The organism is Streptomyces aureus, assembly GCF_000725495.1.
GTDB classification, from domain to species: Bacteria; Actinomycetota; Actinomycetes; order Streptomycetales; family Streptomycetaceae; genus Streptomyces; species Streptomyces aureus_B.
Window position 1 is genome coordinate 1 of sequence record NZ_KL647043.1, and the last position, 15346, is coordinate 15346.

The window sequence follows — 15346 nt, forward strand, 5'->3', positions numbered from 1 at the left end:
GCGTCCGGTCCGGGAGCAACGGCTCGATCCGCGCCCACTGCGCGTCAGTTAACGGCACACCCGGACCAACGATCCGATGATCTAAACGAAACGGCCTAGAACCCTGGGAAGGGCACCGAGGTTCCCCCCGATCAGCCCGAGGGCAATGAGCAACGCTCCCAGCAGCAGGAAGACGTCTGAGTACCCAAGGTCCGACTCGGCAGCAAGGTCCTCCAGATTCCCCCGGTCCGGCCCCTCGGTGAGCATGAACCCGCTGTCCCAGCCATAGCCACTGCTATCGGAGTACTGGGGCGCTTTGAGGAGGGCCGACCGACCGGGGTCGCACTGGTAGGGCGCCTCTCGCGCCCGCTTCTGGTACGGGTCCATCCAACGGACCCTGCACGATCCGTCGGGCTTCTCGTCGAGCACCGTCAGGTCGATCTGACGCGCTTCCGGCAGGCCCGACCCGGCAGCGTACAGCCCCACAGAGCAGGCGAAGAGCACGAAGCCCAAGGTAAGCACCCAACGGAAGAAAGGCACATGCCTCATCCCGCTTCCCTCCCCCACTGGCAGGCCAGTGTCTCGCGTAGTGGATCGAAGTACGAGAAGCGGCTCCGGCAGCACATGGGTCGGCGACGCTGCCGAAGCCTGGCAGGGACAGCGCGCTGCGGTCACGCCCTACCGACGACCTCACCTCGTGAGCACGTGTGACGCACAGGAATTGCCATGCCCCTCTCGGCATCCCCAACGAATTTCGATCGAGTGAAGTGCAGAGAAGCGTGCGGGTCTGCCACGGCTGCCAGGTATGCGTGTATGGCCGTCCTAGGGACTGTGAGACGTTCGGGTCTGTCCCGAAGTCGGTGGCCGGGTGGTCAGGGCAGGAGGATGCGGTGGCGGCACGTCGCCGCGCCGCCGTCGGTCCGGCCATATCCGGTCAGGCGATGGCTTGTTCGGCCCAGATGGTCTTTCCTCGGGCGGAGTAGCGGGTGCCCCAGCGGTGGGCGATCTGAGCGATCAGGAAAAGGCCACGGCCGCCTTCGTCGGTCTCATAGGCGTACCGAAGATGAGGAGCGGTACTGCTGCCATCGCTGACCTCGCAGATCAGCCCGCGGTCACGAATCAGGCGAAGGCCGACGGGCCCGGCTCCGTAGCGGATGGCATTGGTGACGAGCTCGCTGACGATCAGTTCGGTGGCGAAGGCCAGGTCGCCCAGGCCCCAGTCGGCGAGTTGTCGCAGGCTCATGGCCCGGGCCTCGGTGACGACGGCCGGGTCCGGTGGAAGGATCCAGGTCGACACCTGGTCTGCGGACAGAGCCCGGGTGCGGGCCAGTAGCACGAGGGAGCCCTCGTCGGCAGGTTTGCCGGCGCGGATGAACGCCTCGCAGCTGTCCGACAGGTCGCGACAGGGATCGCTGCTCAGAATCTGGCACAGGATCTGAGCAGCGGACGACAGGGCGGCGCTCTTGGCCGGTGCCGGAGCGGTGTTGAACAGTCCCAGGCTGGTCCCCTCCCGCAGTTCCATGTCCACACTCCGGTACGGCGGATGGCCTGTGCCCAGCAAAGGGCCCTCGGGGATGTCGCAGATCTCGGGCACGCCCTGCGGGTCGACGACCACCGCCGTCGAATGACCGGCTCGGGCGAGCGTGCAGCGGCGTGAAACGGGGTCGTAGACCGCATAGAGGCAGGAGGCTCCCTGCATGTGGTTCCTGGCGGATGCCGCACGGGGATCGTCGGTGGTCTCGTGGCTGCGTCCGGTGACCATGTCGTGCAGTCGGCCGAGGAGTTCGTCGGGGGCGAGATCCTGGGCGGCGAGCGTGTTGGCGGCCGTGCACAGTTGTCCCATCGCGGCGACCGCGTCGATCCCTTCGCCGGCCATACGGCCCACGACCAGCGCAACTCGAGCGCCGGAGAGGGAAATGACGTCGAACCAGTCACCCGGGCTCTGCGCCGAATCATGCCGCCAGGCCACGTCGGCAGCGCTCTGAAACGGCGCGGAGCGCGGCAGGAGGGTGCGCTGCAGTGCCTGGGCCGTCTTGTGCTCACGGGTGTACTGACGCGCGTTGTCCAGGCACACGGCCGCTCGGGCGCAGAGTTCGGAGGCCAGGACCAGGTCGCCCTTGTCGTAGGGATCGGTCGCTTGGGCCCGGTAGAAGCTGACCAGGCCGAGGAGTACACCGCGGGCGGCGAGCGGGACGACCATCAGGGAGTGGGCGCCATCGGCGCGGATGTGTGGTGTGCGGCGGTCGTCGGCGGGCGTTTCGCCGTACCGCAGGTGCGGCACCAGGATGGGCTGCAGCTCGGTCAGGCTGGCAATGTGGGCGGGGAGCAGGTATTCGACCAGCTCCCCGGTGTCATAGGCCGCCCGGGCGCCGCGTTCCCGGGCGCCTTTGAAGGCCACACGTCGCAGTCGGGCCTGCTTGCCCACCGGCCCAGGTGCGTAGGCCTCGCCGTGGAGGACGCCGTCCAGGACGTCGACCGTGGCGATGTCCGCGATGGCCGGAACCGTGGCGGCGAGCAGTTCCTGGGCCGTGGTGCGGACCTCGAGGGTGGTGCCGATCCGGGCGCCTGCTTCCGCCAGGAGGTCCAGGCGGGCCCGGGCCTGCTCCCTCTCGGTCACGTCCTGGGAAGCGATGAGTGCCCCGACAGCGTGGTCGGCCGAGTCCCTGAGCGGCAGCAGTGTCACGGAGTAGACGTGATCATGGGTGGGATCGGAGGGAGGGCGACCACTGTGCAGAAAGCTCAGGGGCTGACCACTCTCGACCGTATGCCGCAGCTTTTGCTCGACCGTTTCGTCTATCAGGCCCGGAGCGATGTCCCGGACATGCCGGCCGATGGCCTCGTGCCCCACGGCACCGCTGACGCCCGGCCCGGAGAGATTCAGGCGCAGCAGCCGCAGATCCCCATCGACGGCCTGGACACCCAGCGGGGAGTCGGTCAGCAGCGCCCGCAGCAGTGCGGTGTCGATCTCGTCCTGGACGGTGTCCGACACCGTGCTCAACCGCACCGCCCAGCGAAGGGGCACACCGGGCCGGGCCAGGGTTTCGACCGCTGCGCGGACCACCACCCGCCGACCGGCCCGATGCCGCGCGGCAATCTGCTCGCCGTCTTCCACGTCTCCTTGTTCCTGGGCCAGGAACAAGGAGACGTGCCGGCCGAGCGCCTCCTTCTCGGAGTAGCCAAGAAGCCTCTCAGCCTCTGGACTCCACTCCACGACGGTGGCTCGCTCATCAAGCACGAGATGGGCGTAACGCGGCCGTGGGGTCATCGGGTGAGCGCCACCAGAGGCTGTGCCATGGCCGCACCTCCGGTCCCGGAACGACAGAGATACTTCCATTTGCCCACAGAGTCTGTCGCCTGGCAATCGGCACCCTCCTCGGCACTCACGGGCCGCGCACCATCAATTTCTCCGTCTCGTGCCGTCTGCTTTGCTGCGGGAGAGCCTGTCGCCTGCCATGCCGGCTTCGATACGCGAAGCGATTATGAGACGGCCGCTGGGACGGTGGTCATACCTGCATCCTGCATGCGCTACAACCTCCATGGCCTGGCAGGCCGAGGCAGACCGCAAGCGGCGCTCCCGCCTGATCCACCGCAGACACCGAGCTCCAGGCGTCCACGAAGCTCGCCCAGGCGGCAGCAGTCATGTCCGAGCAGCCGGCGACCCTGCATTGGCTTTGTTCACGAGAACCGGCTCTGGCACAACTTCTGTGATGAGCCCCCGCGCCTGGGCGCTCAGCCTTCGGCCTCGGGATCCCGCCGGTCACCCGGGGGCCGGTTCCCAGCAGGTTCTGTGGATGTGGCGCTTGTCAGTGACCGTGCGGCATCGCGCTGCCGGAGTGGTCGATGACGTTGCCGTTGGAGCAGTTGTTCTTGTGGTTGCCAGTCCAGTCACTCAGGGCGGGGACCACTGCGAGTTCCTGAATACACACGTCAGCAGCGGAGAAGTTCCAGTTGTTCGCCGCGTTGGCTCCGCTGGCGAAGTTGCTGTCGTTGTCGGCGAAGGCAGGCGGAACGGCAGCGATGGCCGCGGCGGCCAGCAGGCCACAGGTGATGATCTTTCGCATACCCGATGAACGAACACCTGTCTGCGCAGGTCACGCAGCAACCCACGAACGGGAAGAGCTCGGGGCGGCTACCGACCGTCAGCCGGGATCCGAGGAGCTAGGGCACTCTAGGACCGGCTCCGATCTGTCACCGCAGAAGTTGAGCCAGAGCCCGAGAACCGATGGCGCTTGTACACGAGTTTGGGAGGCGTAGGCAGCGCGTCGTGTTCGATATTCACGAGGAACGGCAAGGCTGCGAGCGCAGCCTCCGTATATGACCTTCAGAGGCACTTGGCCGGTGTCATGCGGGGGCCGACTACGGCTGCCGCGAGGGCGACGGCGGCGGCGATGATCAGGCTTTCGCGCATGCCAGTCAGGAAGCCGGCGGGCTGAGTGAGGAGGGCGCCGAAGACGGCGACCGCGAGGGCACCGCCGACCTGGCGGCTGGTGTTGAACAGGCCGCTGGCGACGCCGGCGCGGTGGGCGGGAACGGCGTTCAGCAAGACGGCGGTGACGGGCGGCATGACGAGGGGCCCGGCGAGGCCGACCAGGACCATGAGCGCGGCAATCGCCCACGCGGGTGCGGAGGTCGGCAGGAGGGCGAGCAGGAGAAGCCCTGTGGTCATGAGGGCCAGGCCGCCGACGGCGAGGGTGCGGGTGCCGGCCCGTTCGGCGAGGCGTGCGCTGAAGGGGGTCAGGGCGGCGCCGGTCAGCATCATGGGCAAGAACGCGGCGCCTGTGACCAGGGCGGACAGGCCCCGCTCCTGCTGGAGGTAGAGGCTGATGACGAACGGCAGACCGTAGTAGCCGACGATGAACGCGAACCCGATGACGACCGCAGCGGTCACGGTGCGGGAGCGGAACAGGTCCAGCGGCATCATCGGGTGGCGGCCGCGGGCCTGAGCGGCCAGGAACGCGGCAAGCGCAGCGGAGGCTACCGCGAATGCGGTGATCACCCATGGGGCGGTGAAGCCGGCGCTGCCGGTCTCGATCGCTCCGTAGGTCAGGGCGCCCATCGCGACCACCGCGGTGGTCTGCCCGATCCAGTCGATGCCAGTCATGGCGTTCTCTCCTGTGGGTTCCGCGCGCCCCTGCGCGCGGCGGGACGTCGTTGCGTCGCTCGCGCCCGGGGTCAGGCGGAGCGTTCGTCGGCGATCTTCTTCAGCTGCGTGATCGCGGTCATCGCGTTGGGCCAGCCGGCGTAGAACGCCAGATGCGTGATGGCCTCGGACAGCTCCTCCACGCTCAGCCCGTTGTCCAGAGCGACTGCGAGGTGGTAGCCGAGCTGCTCGCTGCGGTACAGCGCCGCCAGGACGCTCACGGTTACCAGGCTCCGATCGCGCGGCGACAGTCCGGGGCGCTCCCATACGTCACCGAAGAGGACCTCGTTGGTGACGTCGACCAGCTTCGGGGCGATTCCGGCAAGCGCCTGGGGCGCGGACTGCTTCGGCATGAGGGGATCTCCTTGATCGAACGGCTGCATCGGGCCGGTTCCACGGTGTGCCGGACCGGGCCCTGCGACAGCCCTGCCGTGACCCGCTTCCGGCCGATTTCCCGGCGGCTCCAACGGCCTGCGATATCGAGGAAAGCGCAGGTCAATCGGGGATAGAAGGGCCTGCTGTTACAGGTACTGACAGGACCCCCCACGTCTGCGCCGTCCGGCTTAGCGTGGAAGGCATGAGCACCGAGAGCGACATCCGCGCCTTCCTGGCCTCCCGCCGTGCCAAGATCACCCCGCAGCAGGCGGGACTGCCCGCCTATGGTGGCAACCGGCGCGTGCCCGGCCTGCGCCGCGAAGAGGTCGCCCTGCTCGCCGGCGTCAGCATCGACTACTACGTCCGCCTAGAGCGCGGCCATCTCGCCGGCGCATCCGAGGAAGTCCTCGACGCCGTGGCGAACGCCCTCCAGCTCGACGACGCCGAACGCGCCCACCTGTTCGACCTCGCCCGAGCCGCCGCCAAACGCCCCACCCGCCGCACCCGGCGCCCCGCCGGAACACTGCCGGACAGCGTCCTGCGTGTTCTGGCCTCCATGACCGACTCACCGGCCTTCATCCGCAACGGCCGCCTCGACATCCTCGCCACCAACACCCTGGGCCGCGCCCTCTACGCCCCGCTGTTCCCCAACCCCACCGCAGCGACCACCAACATTGCCCGCGCCCAGTTCCTCACCCCCGCCGGCCGCGACTTCTTCCCTAACTGGGAAACCGGTGTCAACACCACCGTCGCCCTCCTGCGCACCGAGGCCGGCCGCGCCCCGCACGACACCGAGCTGACCGGGCTGATCGGCGAGCTCGTCACTCGCAGCCAGGAGTTCCGCACCGCCTGGGCCAAGCACAACGTGCGCTTGCACCACACCGGCAAGAAGGCCTTCCATCACCCGGCCGTCGGCACCATCGCCCTCGACTTCGACGCCATGGAACTACCGGCCCAGCCCGGCCTCACCCTGACCGCCTACAGCGCCGCCCCCGGCACCCCCGACCACGAAGCCCTGCAACTCCTCGCCACCTGGGCAGCCACCGAGTTCCCGCCAAGCGCAGACAGACTCCCCACCACATCGCCCACTGACATCACTTCCAACCGGCATTGATCATGCCGACCCGGGAAGGCCGGTGCTGCCCGGAACCATGAGCTGTTCGATCCCTGCAGCGGGTCGAGCGCTGTCCAAACTCGTGAACGCTGCTGTCGGTTCTCGTGAACAGAGCCACTGCAGCCTGCGGCTTCTACAAACCGCCGTGGCCATGACCGCCGAGAAGGACTCCCCCTGGCCCTGCCCTTCCCCGTCGAACTCCCGCGCTTCCTCGAACGCGCCGGGGACACCCCCAAAACACGGCAGCTGGCGGACGACGAGCCCTCAGCCCCTGCCCAGCCGTCTCTCGCAGGAACCTCCGAGGCGATGGCGAGCTGGCCCCCTGAGGTCATCATGAGCAGCGCCGCCGCGCGGGACATGCCCGACCCGGTCGGCAACCGCGACCTGACGGTTGCCGGGCACGCACCAGTGATCCTGGGTACCTAAACAGGCCTGCGCTCGTGCGAACGAACTACCGCGGCAGGCAAAAATGAGCTCATGCCCTCACCTCGCACATAGCGGAGGTGGACTGGAATGGATGAGGGACCCGCGCTGTCACCTCACGAACGCAAAATCCTCGCGGACATCGAGCAGAGCCTGGAATCCGATATCGACCTCCAGCGCACGCTGCACTCCCGGCCGAGGCTACGCGCCATCGCACGGCGTCCCTCGCAACGGGAATCCTCTGCACCCTGGCCGTACTCGAGGCCACGGCGGTATGCGTGATTCCGGTGACCTCGTTCTTCACGCCGCCCCCGGTCTCGGTGACCACGTGCGAGGCCGCGTCGTATCCCTAGGTGGTGCCCACTCCGGCCGGGGCCGACACCAAGGGCGTCCAGGAATGGATGCTTCCGTGCTTCGCCTGGCCCATCCTCCGCCCCCGGGGCAGGGCTCCGACACGATCATGCGGCTCGGCGCCTCCCCCAAGGCCGCCACCTGCACCGGCCTGTTGTGGCACGACCGCCGACCACGCCCCCTCAATCCCGGCCCAAAAGCCTCCGAACAGGTCCAGGACTTGTGGGACTACGTCGCGAACTTCGCCCACACGGCGTGACCAGTCTGCCGACACCACGCCTGTGCCAGTTCTGGCGCTGTGCGCTGGTGCCGTAGGCGCATGGCTCGGTGTCGGTGTAGCGGCTGACAATCTGCTGTCCGTGCCCCTTGAGCTCATGCACCGAAGAAGCCCGGGTCCATGATGCGCAGGAAATGTGCCACTGAGAATTTAGTCTGCATGGGGATCGGAAATCATAGAACTCTCCCGAGTAGGTGAAAACCCCTCCTCTGACGTGGAAGCGATTACCGCATGGGACGCACAGTAGTCGCCCCATGCAGGGGATATGCTGACGAACCAGCGCACAGGCCCAGCATTCACCCATTTGCGCGCGAGCCCCGGCTCGCGCAGTGAGCAGTCGAGGCCGATACTGGTCGCATCAGCAATCGAGGAAAGGAAAACGTAATGCCTGCTACCGGGCCTCAAAACTTCTCGCTTAAAGTCGAAAAGGCGACACTCATCCCGGACGAGGAAGCGGTGCGAGAGTTCTGGACACAACTCAACACTGAATTCGAAACGGACACCGCTCTCAAGAACCGTTTCGAGAGTGACCCGACGGTCGTCCTCGCGGAGCGGGGCTTGGCCTTGGACCTTCAGCGGGAAGTGCTGCTGGCAAGCGGCATCGCGGGCATTGACCTCGACCTCGACTGCATCATCACATGCTGCGTGAGTGAAGTAACTCTGTGCGAAGTCACTCATATCGCGTAGACGCTTCGACTTCGGGGGGCCACCTCGCCATAATCGGCGTGTGGGACCCTGCGGGGAACGACCAAGCCGAACTCTACAGAGATGCGGTCGCAACCGCCCGGCGGCAGGGGTTGAGCGTACTTGCGGTCACTCTGGATCCGGACCCGGTGTCCACTCTGCGAGGCACGAAGGAGCACCCTTCGTTCCAGGACGTCGAGTACCGATTGTGGCTCCAGGCTCAATGCGGCATCCAAAGTCGCATCGTCGTCACTTTGACACGTCAACAAGTCGAGAACGAGGGAGCTTCATTCCTTTTCGACGGATTACGTGAACATGTGGAGATCAATAGAGTTCTCCTGCGGCCAGGCCAATCGCTGGGGCGAGGCATGCGCGGCAGCGCATCGGCAATCCGCGACTACTGCGATCCGCTGGGAATTGGCGTCGATTTCGCAGAAGGGCACCGAAGGACAGAGGGCATCATTGACGCCCGTAGGCATTTGGCCCGTGGCGAACTGTCACGTGCCAGCCAGCTTCTGTCCCAGAAGTTCTACTGCGCCCGGCCGGCATCTGGCAGGCGGCCCATGACATGGCCGCCAGGCGCATACGCTGCTGTGCCGGTTGAGCTACCCACCCCTGAGGACGCGCAAGCACGGCAGCCGATCTATCTGACTCTGGAACCCTGGTGCAACGGCAGCCGGATGCTCTGGCCTGACGATGCGACGCCCTGGCTGGCCTTCATTGCGGGGCCAGGTGATCACACGAATGTCGGCGATTAATGAGAGGCCAGCCATGAGCATCGTGCCTGGTGAGCAACTGCACACTCACTACAGGCGCGCCCTCGACGGGTTCATGGGCGGACTCCCTGCAGGCTGGCGTACCCGCCTGCGGCGCGACAGCACCATCACGTGGCAGGTGTGTGAGTTCGCCGACGCGTTGCCCAGCCAAGGGTGGAAGCTGCACATCACCACATCAGCAGCCGGTGCTGTCGGCCTATTTGAAAAAGTGCTCCCCGAACTCGTGGAAGCCAAGACGACTTTCAAGCTGCCGGCCGACGTCGGGGCCATTATCCAGATCAACGCTGGGGTCGCCGGAAAGTCTCAAGTCGGCAAGATTGTGACGGCATATCCTGCATCAGACAAATTGCTGGCCACTCTCATCGATCGCATCGATGCCATCTGGCGCCCCAGCCACGCGCCGTCTGTGACTTCTGACCTCCCCGTGGCATCGGGCGGCGCCCTTTCCATCAGGTACGGTGCCTTTGTAGCAAAGGAAGTTGTCACCGACTCCTTTGGCGTCACCCACAGCGCCCTCCAGGCACCTGACGGCAGGCTGCAAGCGGACGTACGCGATTCACACGGCAGGCAACCGGACTGGGCCGTCCCGCCCGTCAAACCAGCAGACCGGAACCTCAACGTCCAACCGGGCGCGCCAGTTCGGATCGACGGCATCACCTACCTGCCGTTGAAAGCGTTGACGGCAAACCTGCGCGGACACGTGGCTCTAGCAGTCAGACTCTCCGACCGCAGGCTGGTCATCATCCGGCACAGAGTCCGGGGGATCGAGGGCGACGAGTTCGGAAACGATGCTGTGACCCGACTCGAGAACGAGCGACAGGTACTGCGCCGCTTGAGCAGCTCAGGCATCGCACCTGAGTTGATCGCCCACGATCCATTGACCGGGCACCTCGTCATCAGCGATGCAGGAGGTACGCAGCCGGAGAAACTTCCACCAGTAGACCGCGTGCGATGTCTGCACGAACTCGCGGCCACGGTTGCCGAACTGCACGCGCAAGGCGTTGTCCATCGGGACCTGAAGATGTCCAACGTGCGCATGGGCTCCGAAGGCCTTCGTCTCATCGACTTCGAAATGGCCGCGACGATTGGTACCGCCCGGCCAGTACCGGGCGGTACAGACGGCTACGAACCACCAGAGGGGCGACGCGCGATCGTCGACCCGTCGTATGACATCTACAGCCTCGGATCATGCGTGACCCATGCGGCGACTGGCTACTGTCCCGGCCGCCTACCCCAACAAAGCAACGCGGGCCGGCAGATCGGCTTGCTGCAGCAACGCGGGCAGCAGACGGCAGCCTCAATCGTCAAAGCGTGCCATGACCCCGCTCCCAGACGGAGACCGACTGCTGGCCAGGTGGCCAAGCGCCTGAGAGCAGCCCTACCCGCGCTCGAGACTGAGTCACTGACCACCCCGGCGTCACACCACACGGCGTTCGACCGCCGCTGGGCACTCAGCTCTGCCGTCAGTGCCGGGCTGGCGACACGAGGCTTCAAAGTCGTCCGCGGCGGTCATCACCACTGGCGTAACTCGCACCTGCTCGCCGCATACGAATGCGAGGGCCTCAACCTGGGCGCAGCCGGAATCATCCTCGCGCTGGCAACGCTGGACACCGCTAGCGGATCACGACACTTCGACTCCGACATTACAGGCGGCGCTGAATGGCTGGCCGCACGCCCGTCGTTGGAACAGGCGCACGGCCTGTTCACAGGCAACAGCGGCGTGGCTGTAGCGCTGGCACTGGCCGGAGCACGGCTGGAACGCCCAGACCTGATTGAAGCCGCACGACGGCGCTTCGAAGGCGCGGCACGGAGCCGCATCTCCGACTACGACCTCTTCTCCGGAGCTGCCGGAATCGTCTGGGCCGGTGTTCTGATCGACGCCATCCTCGGTACGTCGTGGGGATGCGACCTTGCGGAACAACAGACGATGAGGGTCCACGCTACGGCCCGAAAAGTCGACGGAATCATCGGATGGACTCCACACCCACAGTTCGACGCAGCCGGCCGGATCTACCTCGGGGCTGCTCACGGCACCGCAGGCATCGCGATGGCGCTCGCCGTATGGGCAGGAGCCTCTGGCTGCGTGAACACCTCTACCCTGGCCGCAGACGCGCTTCATAGCATCACCGAGCACGGCTTGACGACCGACAGATCCAATATTCTGGCGACGATGTCGGGGGAGGTTAGAACACCACACCACTGGTGCCATGGAATTGCAGGTCTGCTGTGGTGCCTACTCCAAACGCCGACAAGTTACGACACGATCGACACACAGATCGTTTCAGCATTCGACCGTGCCACACCAGACCTGGACAACCCCACGTTGTGTCACGGGCTGGCCGGGGTGATGGAGACCTGGCGCATGCTCAAAGCCCTACCCGAGCACCGTGACGGCGCTCGTCGCCGGGCCAGCGAACTAGCAGCCAGCCTGCGGTTGCTGCACCACAGCCGGGACGGAGCCACCGTGTGGTCTTCCGAGCGTCCGTCCCTCGTGACCCCGGACCTTTGGGTCGGATTCCTGGGGCCGGCCACCCAACTTGCCCTGGCCGCAGCCGGTTCGAACCAGGCCATGCTCTCCCCACAGTGGTTGCAGCGATGCTCCGTGCCTCTCGCCACCGCACGAAGTAGGAGCAATCAGTTCAGCCTGAACCCAGCCTAGGTCAGAAGGTAGACCTCACATGCCCAGAGAGCTCGACCTTCGCGACGAGGGCGCGTATCTCGCTTTCACCTTGAGCGCAGACGAACTGCCGCTCGGTGCACAGCAGAAGGCCCCCACCGCAACCCTCGTGGAGCGATCCCTGATGATCGCCAAGGCCACTAGCGAGGTGCTCGGGGCACGGGCAGGACAACCGTTGGAGTTCAGTCCTCTCCCGGGAAGCCCGTCAACCCTCGCCGGGGCCACAACAATCCACCTCGAACAGCAGATGCAGGGTCTTCCCGTCTTTATGGCCGGCCAATCGGTGCGCTTCTCGGGTACAAGAGACGTTCAGCGAACCCAGGCTCGCCTGGTAACCCCGCCCAACTCGCTCGATGTCGTCGCGAACGTTCCGGTCGAGTCTGCTGTTCAAGCTGCGGCGCTGCATGTGACAAGGCCCAGCGACGACGAGCAGAGCCATCGAAACGCATTCAGAGAGAACTCGCCGACTGCCAGCGGCGGTGCAATGGACTTCGAGCCGAAAGTGCTTGCGGAATTCAGCAGCATCGCAAGCAAGCCGACAGTCCTGGAGCAGGGACCCTTCAGCGAGACCATCACCGCATACCTCACCTGGGTCCCCGCAGCGAAAGATCTACGACTAGCCTGGGACATCATCCTCGGCGTATCGGAACAAGAGGGTGCGTTTCGCGTACTGGTCGATGCCCGCAACCGAAGCATTCTCTACTGCACCCAACTCGTACCGTCTGCAACCTGCCGAGGAAACGTCTTTCAAATCAATCCGAACACGCCCAGAAAGGTTGTGAGCTTTCCCCTCGAATGGGCGAGCTACGGCCTCGATGTGCCACCAAACCTTCCATCGACCCCAAATGCCTGGGTATCCGGAAACTCAACCGATGGCTACACCACCAGGGCCGGATTGGGCTCGAGCGTTTCTCCCTTCACAGGCGAATCTGCGGAGGACGTACTTTTCGACCCCGCAGATCCGAAGGGTGCGGATCAGATGATCCTCAACGCATTCTACGGCGCCTGTTTCATGCATGATCTGACCTACCTCATCGGGTTTCGTGAATCCGACGGCAGCTACCAAGATGGCGCAGTAAGCAGTGCAGGACGCCCTAGCCGCAGCGTGCAGGTGGAAATCCACAACGAGCCGGTTCTGGGCACAGCCCACTGGTGGCCCCTGGGCTCTGTGCCGACGATGCGCCTGGGCCCTAAACAGGAAACCGGCCGACACAGCTCCTTGGATATGACCATCGTCTTCCACGAGTACACGCATGGCGTGAGTACCCGACTGGTCGGCGGCGGCGCAGCCCCCCATCCGCTTCTGGAGACCCAAAGCCGAGGAATGGGCGAAGGGTGGGGTGACTATTTTGCTTGCACGCTCATTGGCACCTCACTCATCGGGCAATGGTTGACCGACGATGACGTGGGACTGCGCCGGTTTCCCTACGACCAAAGCTTCCAGAGCGACCAGATTAATTTCGCCACCCTCAGCACACTGAAACTTTACGAAATTGGCAGTCTTTGGTGCGCTGCCCTACTAGATATGAACCGCAGGATCGGGGCCAGCCTCAGCCTCCAGTTGGTCCTGGAAGGAATGAAGAACCTGCCAGCCAATCCCAGCCTCCTGGACGGCCGTGATGAGATTCTCCTCACTCTCGACGACCTCCGCGACAGCGGTGCCGTATCGGTCTCAGAGCACTCAGCGGCGAAAGCAGGCATCTGGGCAGCGTTCGCAGCTCTTGGAATGGGAATCGGCGCCACCTCTCAGGGCCCCTCTGGCGTTGGCGCCGTCGCTGACAACAGCGTGCCATGAAACGTATGGACCGACAGATGAGGACGATCCTTTGAAGAGGAGAGAGTCCCACATCGGCGCCAAGCAGCGTACAACCGCCCCCTCTTTGCAGTGCTGCGGATACGCGATGCGCTGCCCGATTTCTGGTTCAGGAAGGAGGACGTCGAGGACTGGGCACGGGATCCTTCCGACCCGACGGGGCTGCACGTTGATGTCCATGCGCCGGAACTCTTCGATGATCTCCGGACAGTGAGTTGGGGTCCTCGTAGCCGAGCATGAAGGCGATGTCACGAACCGGCATGCCCGTGTACTGCAGATAGTGGACGGACAGGAGCTCCAGGATGTCTCCGAGAATTTCCTGGCAGGTAAAGCCTCGTCGCGCAGGTGCCGCTGCAGGGTGCGCCGGAATTGGACGACGATGCTGCTGATCAGGACTGAGTTATTTCTCCGTTCGACGACTGGTGCAGCGCCGAAAATACGGCCACAGCGGCGACGAGAAATGCTCCAGATCGCTGGTGATATAGGCGATGAGTCGGCAAGGCCCCATAGCGACACAGCACTTGCCCTGCGAGTAGCCAGAACGCCGGGAGCCGGGCCGGCTATCAAAGGCAAGACGGGGCTGCATGAGACTCTGTCTCTATGTCACCGGCCTCTCAGCCACCGTCCGGACCGCAGTCAGCGCCCCTTCCTCGTACCATGCGGGCTGTCGTCATCACCGGCCACGGAGATCTCGATGTGATCGAGGAGCGCGAGGTGCCCGTGCCCCGCCCGGGGCCGGGCGAGGTGCTGGTCCGGGTAGCCGCGGCAGGTTGCAACAACACCGATCTGTGGACCCGCGAAGGCTCCTACGGTGCGGCAGAGGACCCGGATGTCAGGACGGGATGGCTCGGTCCGCTCGACTTCCCGCGCATCCAGGGAGCCGACGTGGCCGGCACGGTGGTGGCCTGCGGTGATGGGGCAGCCACCGGACTCATCGGGATGCGGGTGCTGGTGGACCCGGCCCAGTACGACGGCCCGGGACCGGACGCGCGCCCGGCCGACGTCCTCGGGAGCGAGCGCAACGGAGGGTTCGCCGAGTACGTCGTGGTGCCGAGCGCACGAGCCCACTCCGTCGACGGCTCGCCCCTGACGGACGTGGAACTGGCGGCCCTTCCCATCGCCTACGGCACCGCGCTGGGCATGCTCGACCGCGGGTCCGTCTCCAAGGGCCACACCGTCCTCGTCACCGGCGCCTCGGGCGGTGTCGGCCTGGCAGCGGTCCAGTTGGCCCACTCCCGTGGAGCCCGGGTCGTCGCCGTGTGCAGCGGCGACAAGGGAGAGGCCGTCCGCAACGCCGGTGCCGACACCGTGGTGGACAGACGACGAGATGAGGTGCTCACCGACGCAGCCGCAGCAGCGCCGGAGGGCTACGACGCGGTCGTCGACGTCGTTGCCGGCGCGGTCCTTGGCCCCGGCCTCGGACTGCTGAGGGCCGGAGGACGCTGGGTGGTCGCCGGTGCCCTCGACGGCTGGGCTGTCGACATCGACGTGCGGCGGCTCTACCTCGCCAACCTCTCGCTGGTGGGCTCAACCATGCACACACCGCGGATCTTCGACCACCTGGTGGAGATTGCCCGACACGGCGACGTCAGACCCGTCATCGCCGCGACCTTCCCGCTCGGGCAGGTACGCGAGGCCCAGGCGCAACTCGCCCGACGTCGGCATGTAGGAAAACTGATCGTCGTCCCCTGACCCGAACCCTTGCCCGCTCTCCCGTCGGCACAGCCCGTCCACTCC

General features: G+C 65.6%; 12 protein-coding genes. 7 read left to right on the top strand and 5 right to left on the bottom strand.

The features are described 5' to 3' along the window. Positions 1-81: 81 nt before the first annotated feature. The 5 genes from IO36_RS42365 to IO36_RS42385 form a co-directional block, all read right to left on the bottom strand. Entirely contained in the window at positions 82-483 is a 402-nt protein-coding gene (locus IO36_RS42365; protein ID WP_158997774.1) for a hypothetical protein, read from the bottom strand. 430 nt (positions 484-913) lie between these two features. After that, positions 914-3244: an ATP-binding SpoIIE family protein phosphatase gene (locus tag IO36_RS42370; RefSeq protein WP_051901352.1), complete on the bottom strand. Its 2331-nt coding sequence runs from the start codon at positions 3242-3244 to the stop codon at positions 914-916. Between the two features lie 538 nt (positions 3245-3782). Next, positions 3783-4040, bottom strand: a complete 258-nt coding sequence (locus IO36_RS42375) for a hypothetical protein (protein ID WP_037628701.1) — start codon at positions 4038-4040, stop codon at positions 3783-3785. Positions 4041-4300: 260 nt separating this feature from the next. Continuing rightward, entirely contained in the window at positions 4301-5080 is a 780-nt protein-coding gene (locus tag IO36_RS42380) for an MFS transporter (protein WP_051901353.1), read from the bottom strand. Between the two features lie 71 nt (positions 5081-5151). After that, on the bottom strand, positions 5152-5472 hold the full coding sequence (locus tag IO36_RS42385) for a carboxymuconolactone decarboxylase family protein (protein WP_037628702.1): 321 nt from the start codon (positions 5470-5472) through the stop codon (positions 5152-5154). A gap of 224 nt (positions 5473-5696) precedes the next feature. Between IO36_RS42385 and IO36_RS42390 the strand changes: the two genes are divergently transcribed. The 7 genes from IO36_RS42390 (at position 5697) to IO36_RS42410 (ending at position 15301) form a co-directional block, all read left to right on the top strand. Beyond that, complete coding sequence (locus IO36_RS42390; protein ID WP_037628703.1) at positions 5697-6608, top strand: helix-turn-helix transcriptional regulator; 912 nt, start codon at positions 5697-5699, stop codon at positions 6606-6608. An 820-nt stretch (positions 6609-7428) separates the two neighbouring features. Next, a complete protein-coding gene (locus IO36_RS42395; RefSeq protein WP_158997776.1) occupies positions 7429-7641 on the top strand; it encodes a hypothetical protein in 213 nt (70 codons plus the stop codon). 402 nt (positions 7642-8043) lie between these two features. After that, positions 8044-8346 carry a hypothetical protein gene (locus tag IO36_RS42400; protein WP_037628706.1) on the top strand — a complete coding sequence of 101 codons (303 nt, stop codon included), beginning with the start codon at positions 8044-8046 and terminating at the stop codon, positions 8344-8346. Between the two features lie 38 nt (positions 8347-8384). Next, a complete protein-coding gene (locus tag IO36_RS45575) occupies positions 8385-9101 on the top strand; it encodes a nucleotidyl transferase family protein (RefSeq protein ID WP_158997778.1) in 717 nt (238 codons plus the stop codon). 13 nt (positions 9102-9114) lie between these two features. Then, complete coding sequence (locus IO36_RS45580; RefSeq protein WP_158997780.1) at positions 9115-11778, top strand: class III lanthionine synthetase LanKC N-terminal domain-containing protein; 2664 nt, start codon at positions 9115-9117, stop codon at positions 11776-11778. Positions 11779-11797: 19 nt separating this feature from the next. Further along, positions 11798-13591, top strand: a complete 1794-nt coding sequence (locus IO36_RS45585) for a M36 family metallopeptidase (RefSeq protein ID WP_078943807.1) — start codon at positions 11798-11800, stop codon at positions 13589-13591. A 675-nt stretch (positions 13592-14266) separates the two neighbouring features. Further along, complete coding sequence (locus IO36_RS42410; RefSeq protein WP_037628710.1) at positions 14267-15301, top strand: zinc-binding dehydrogenase; 1035 nt, start codon at positions 14267-14269, stop codon at positions 15299-15301. The last annotated feature ends 45 nt before the right edge of the window (positions 15302-15346 follow it).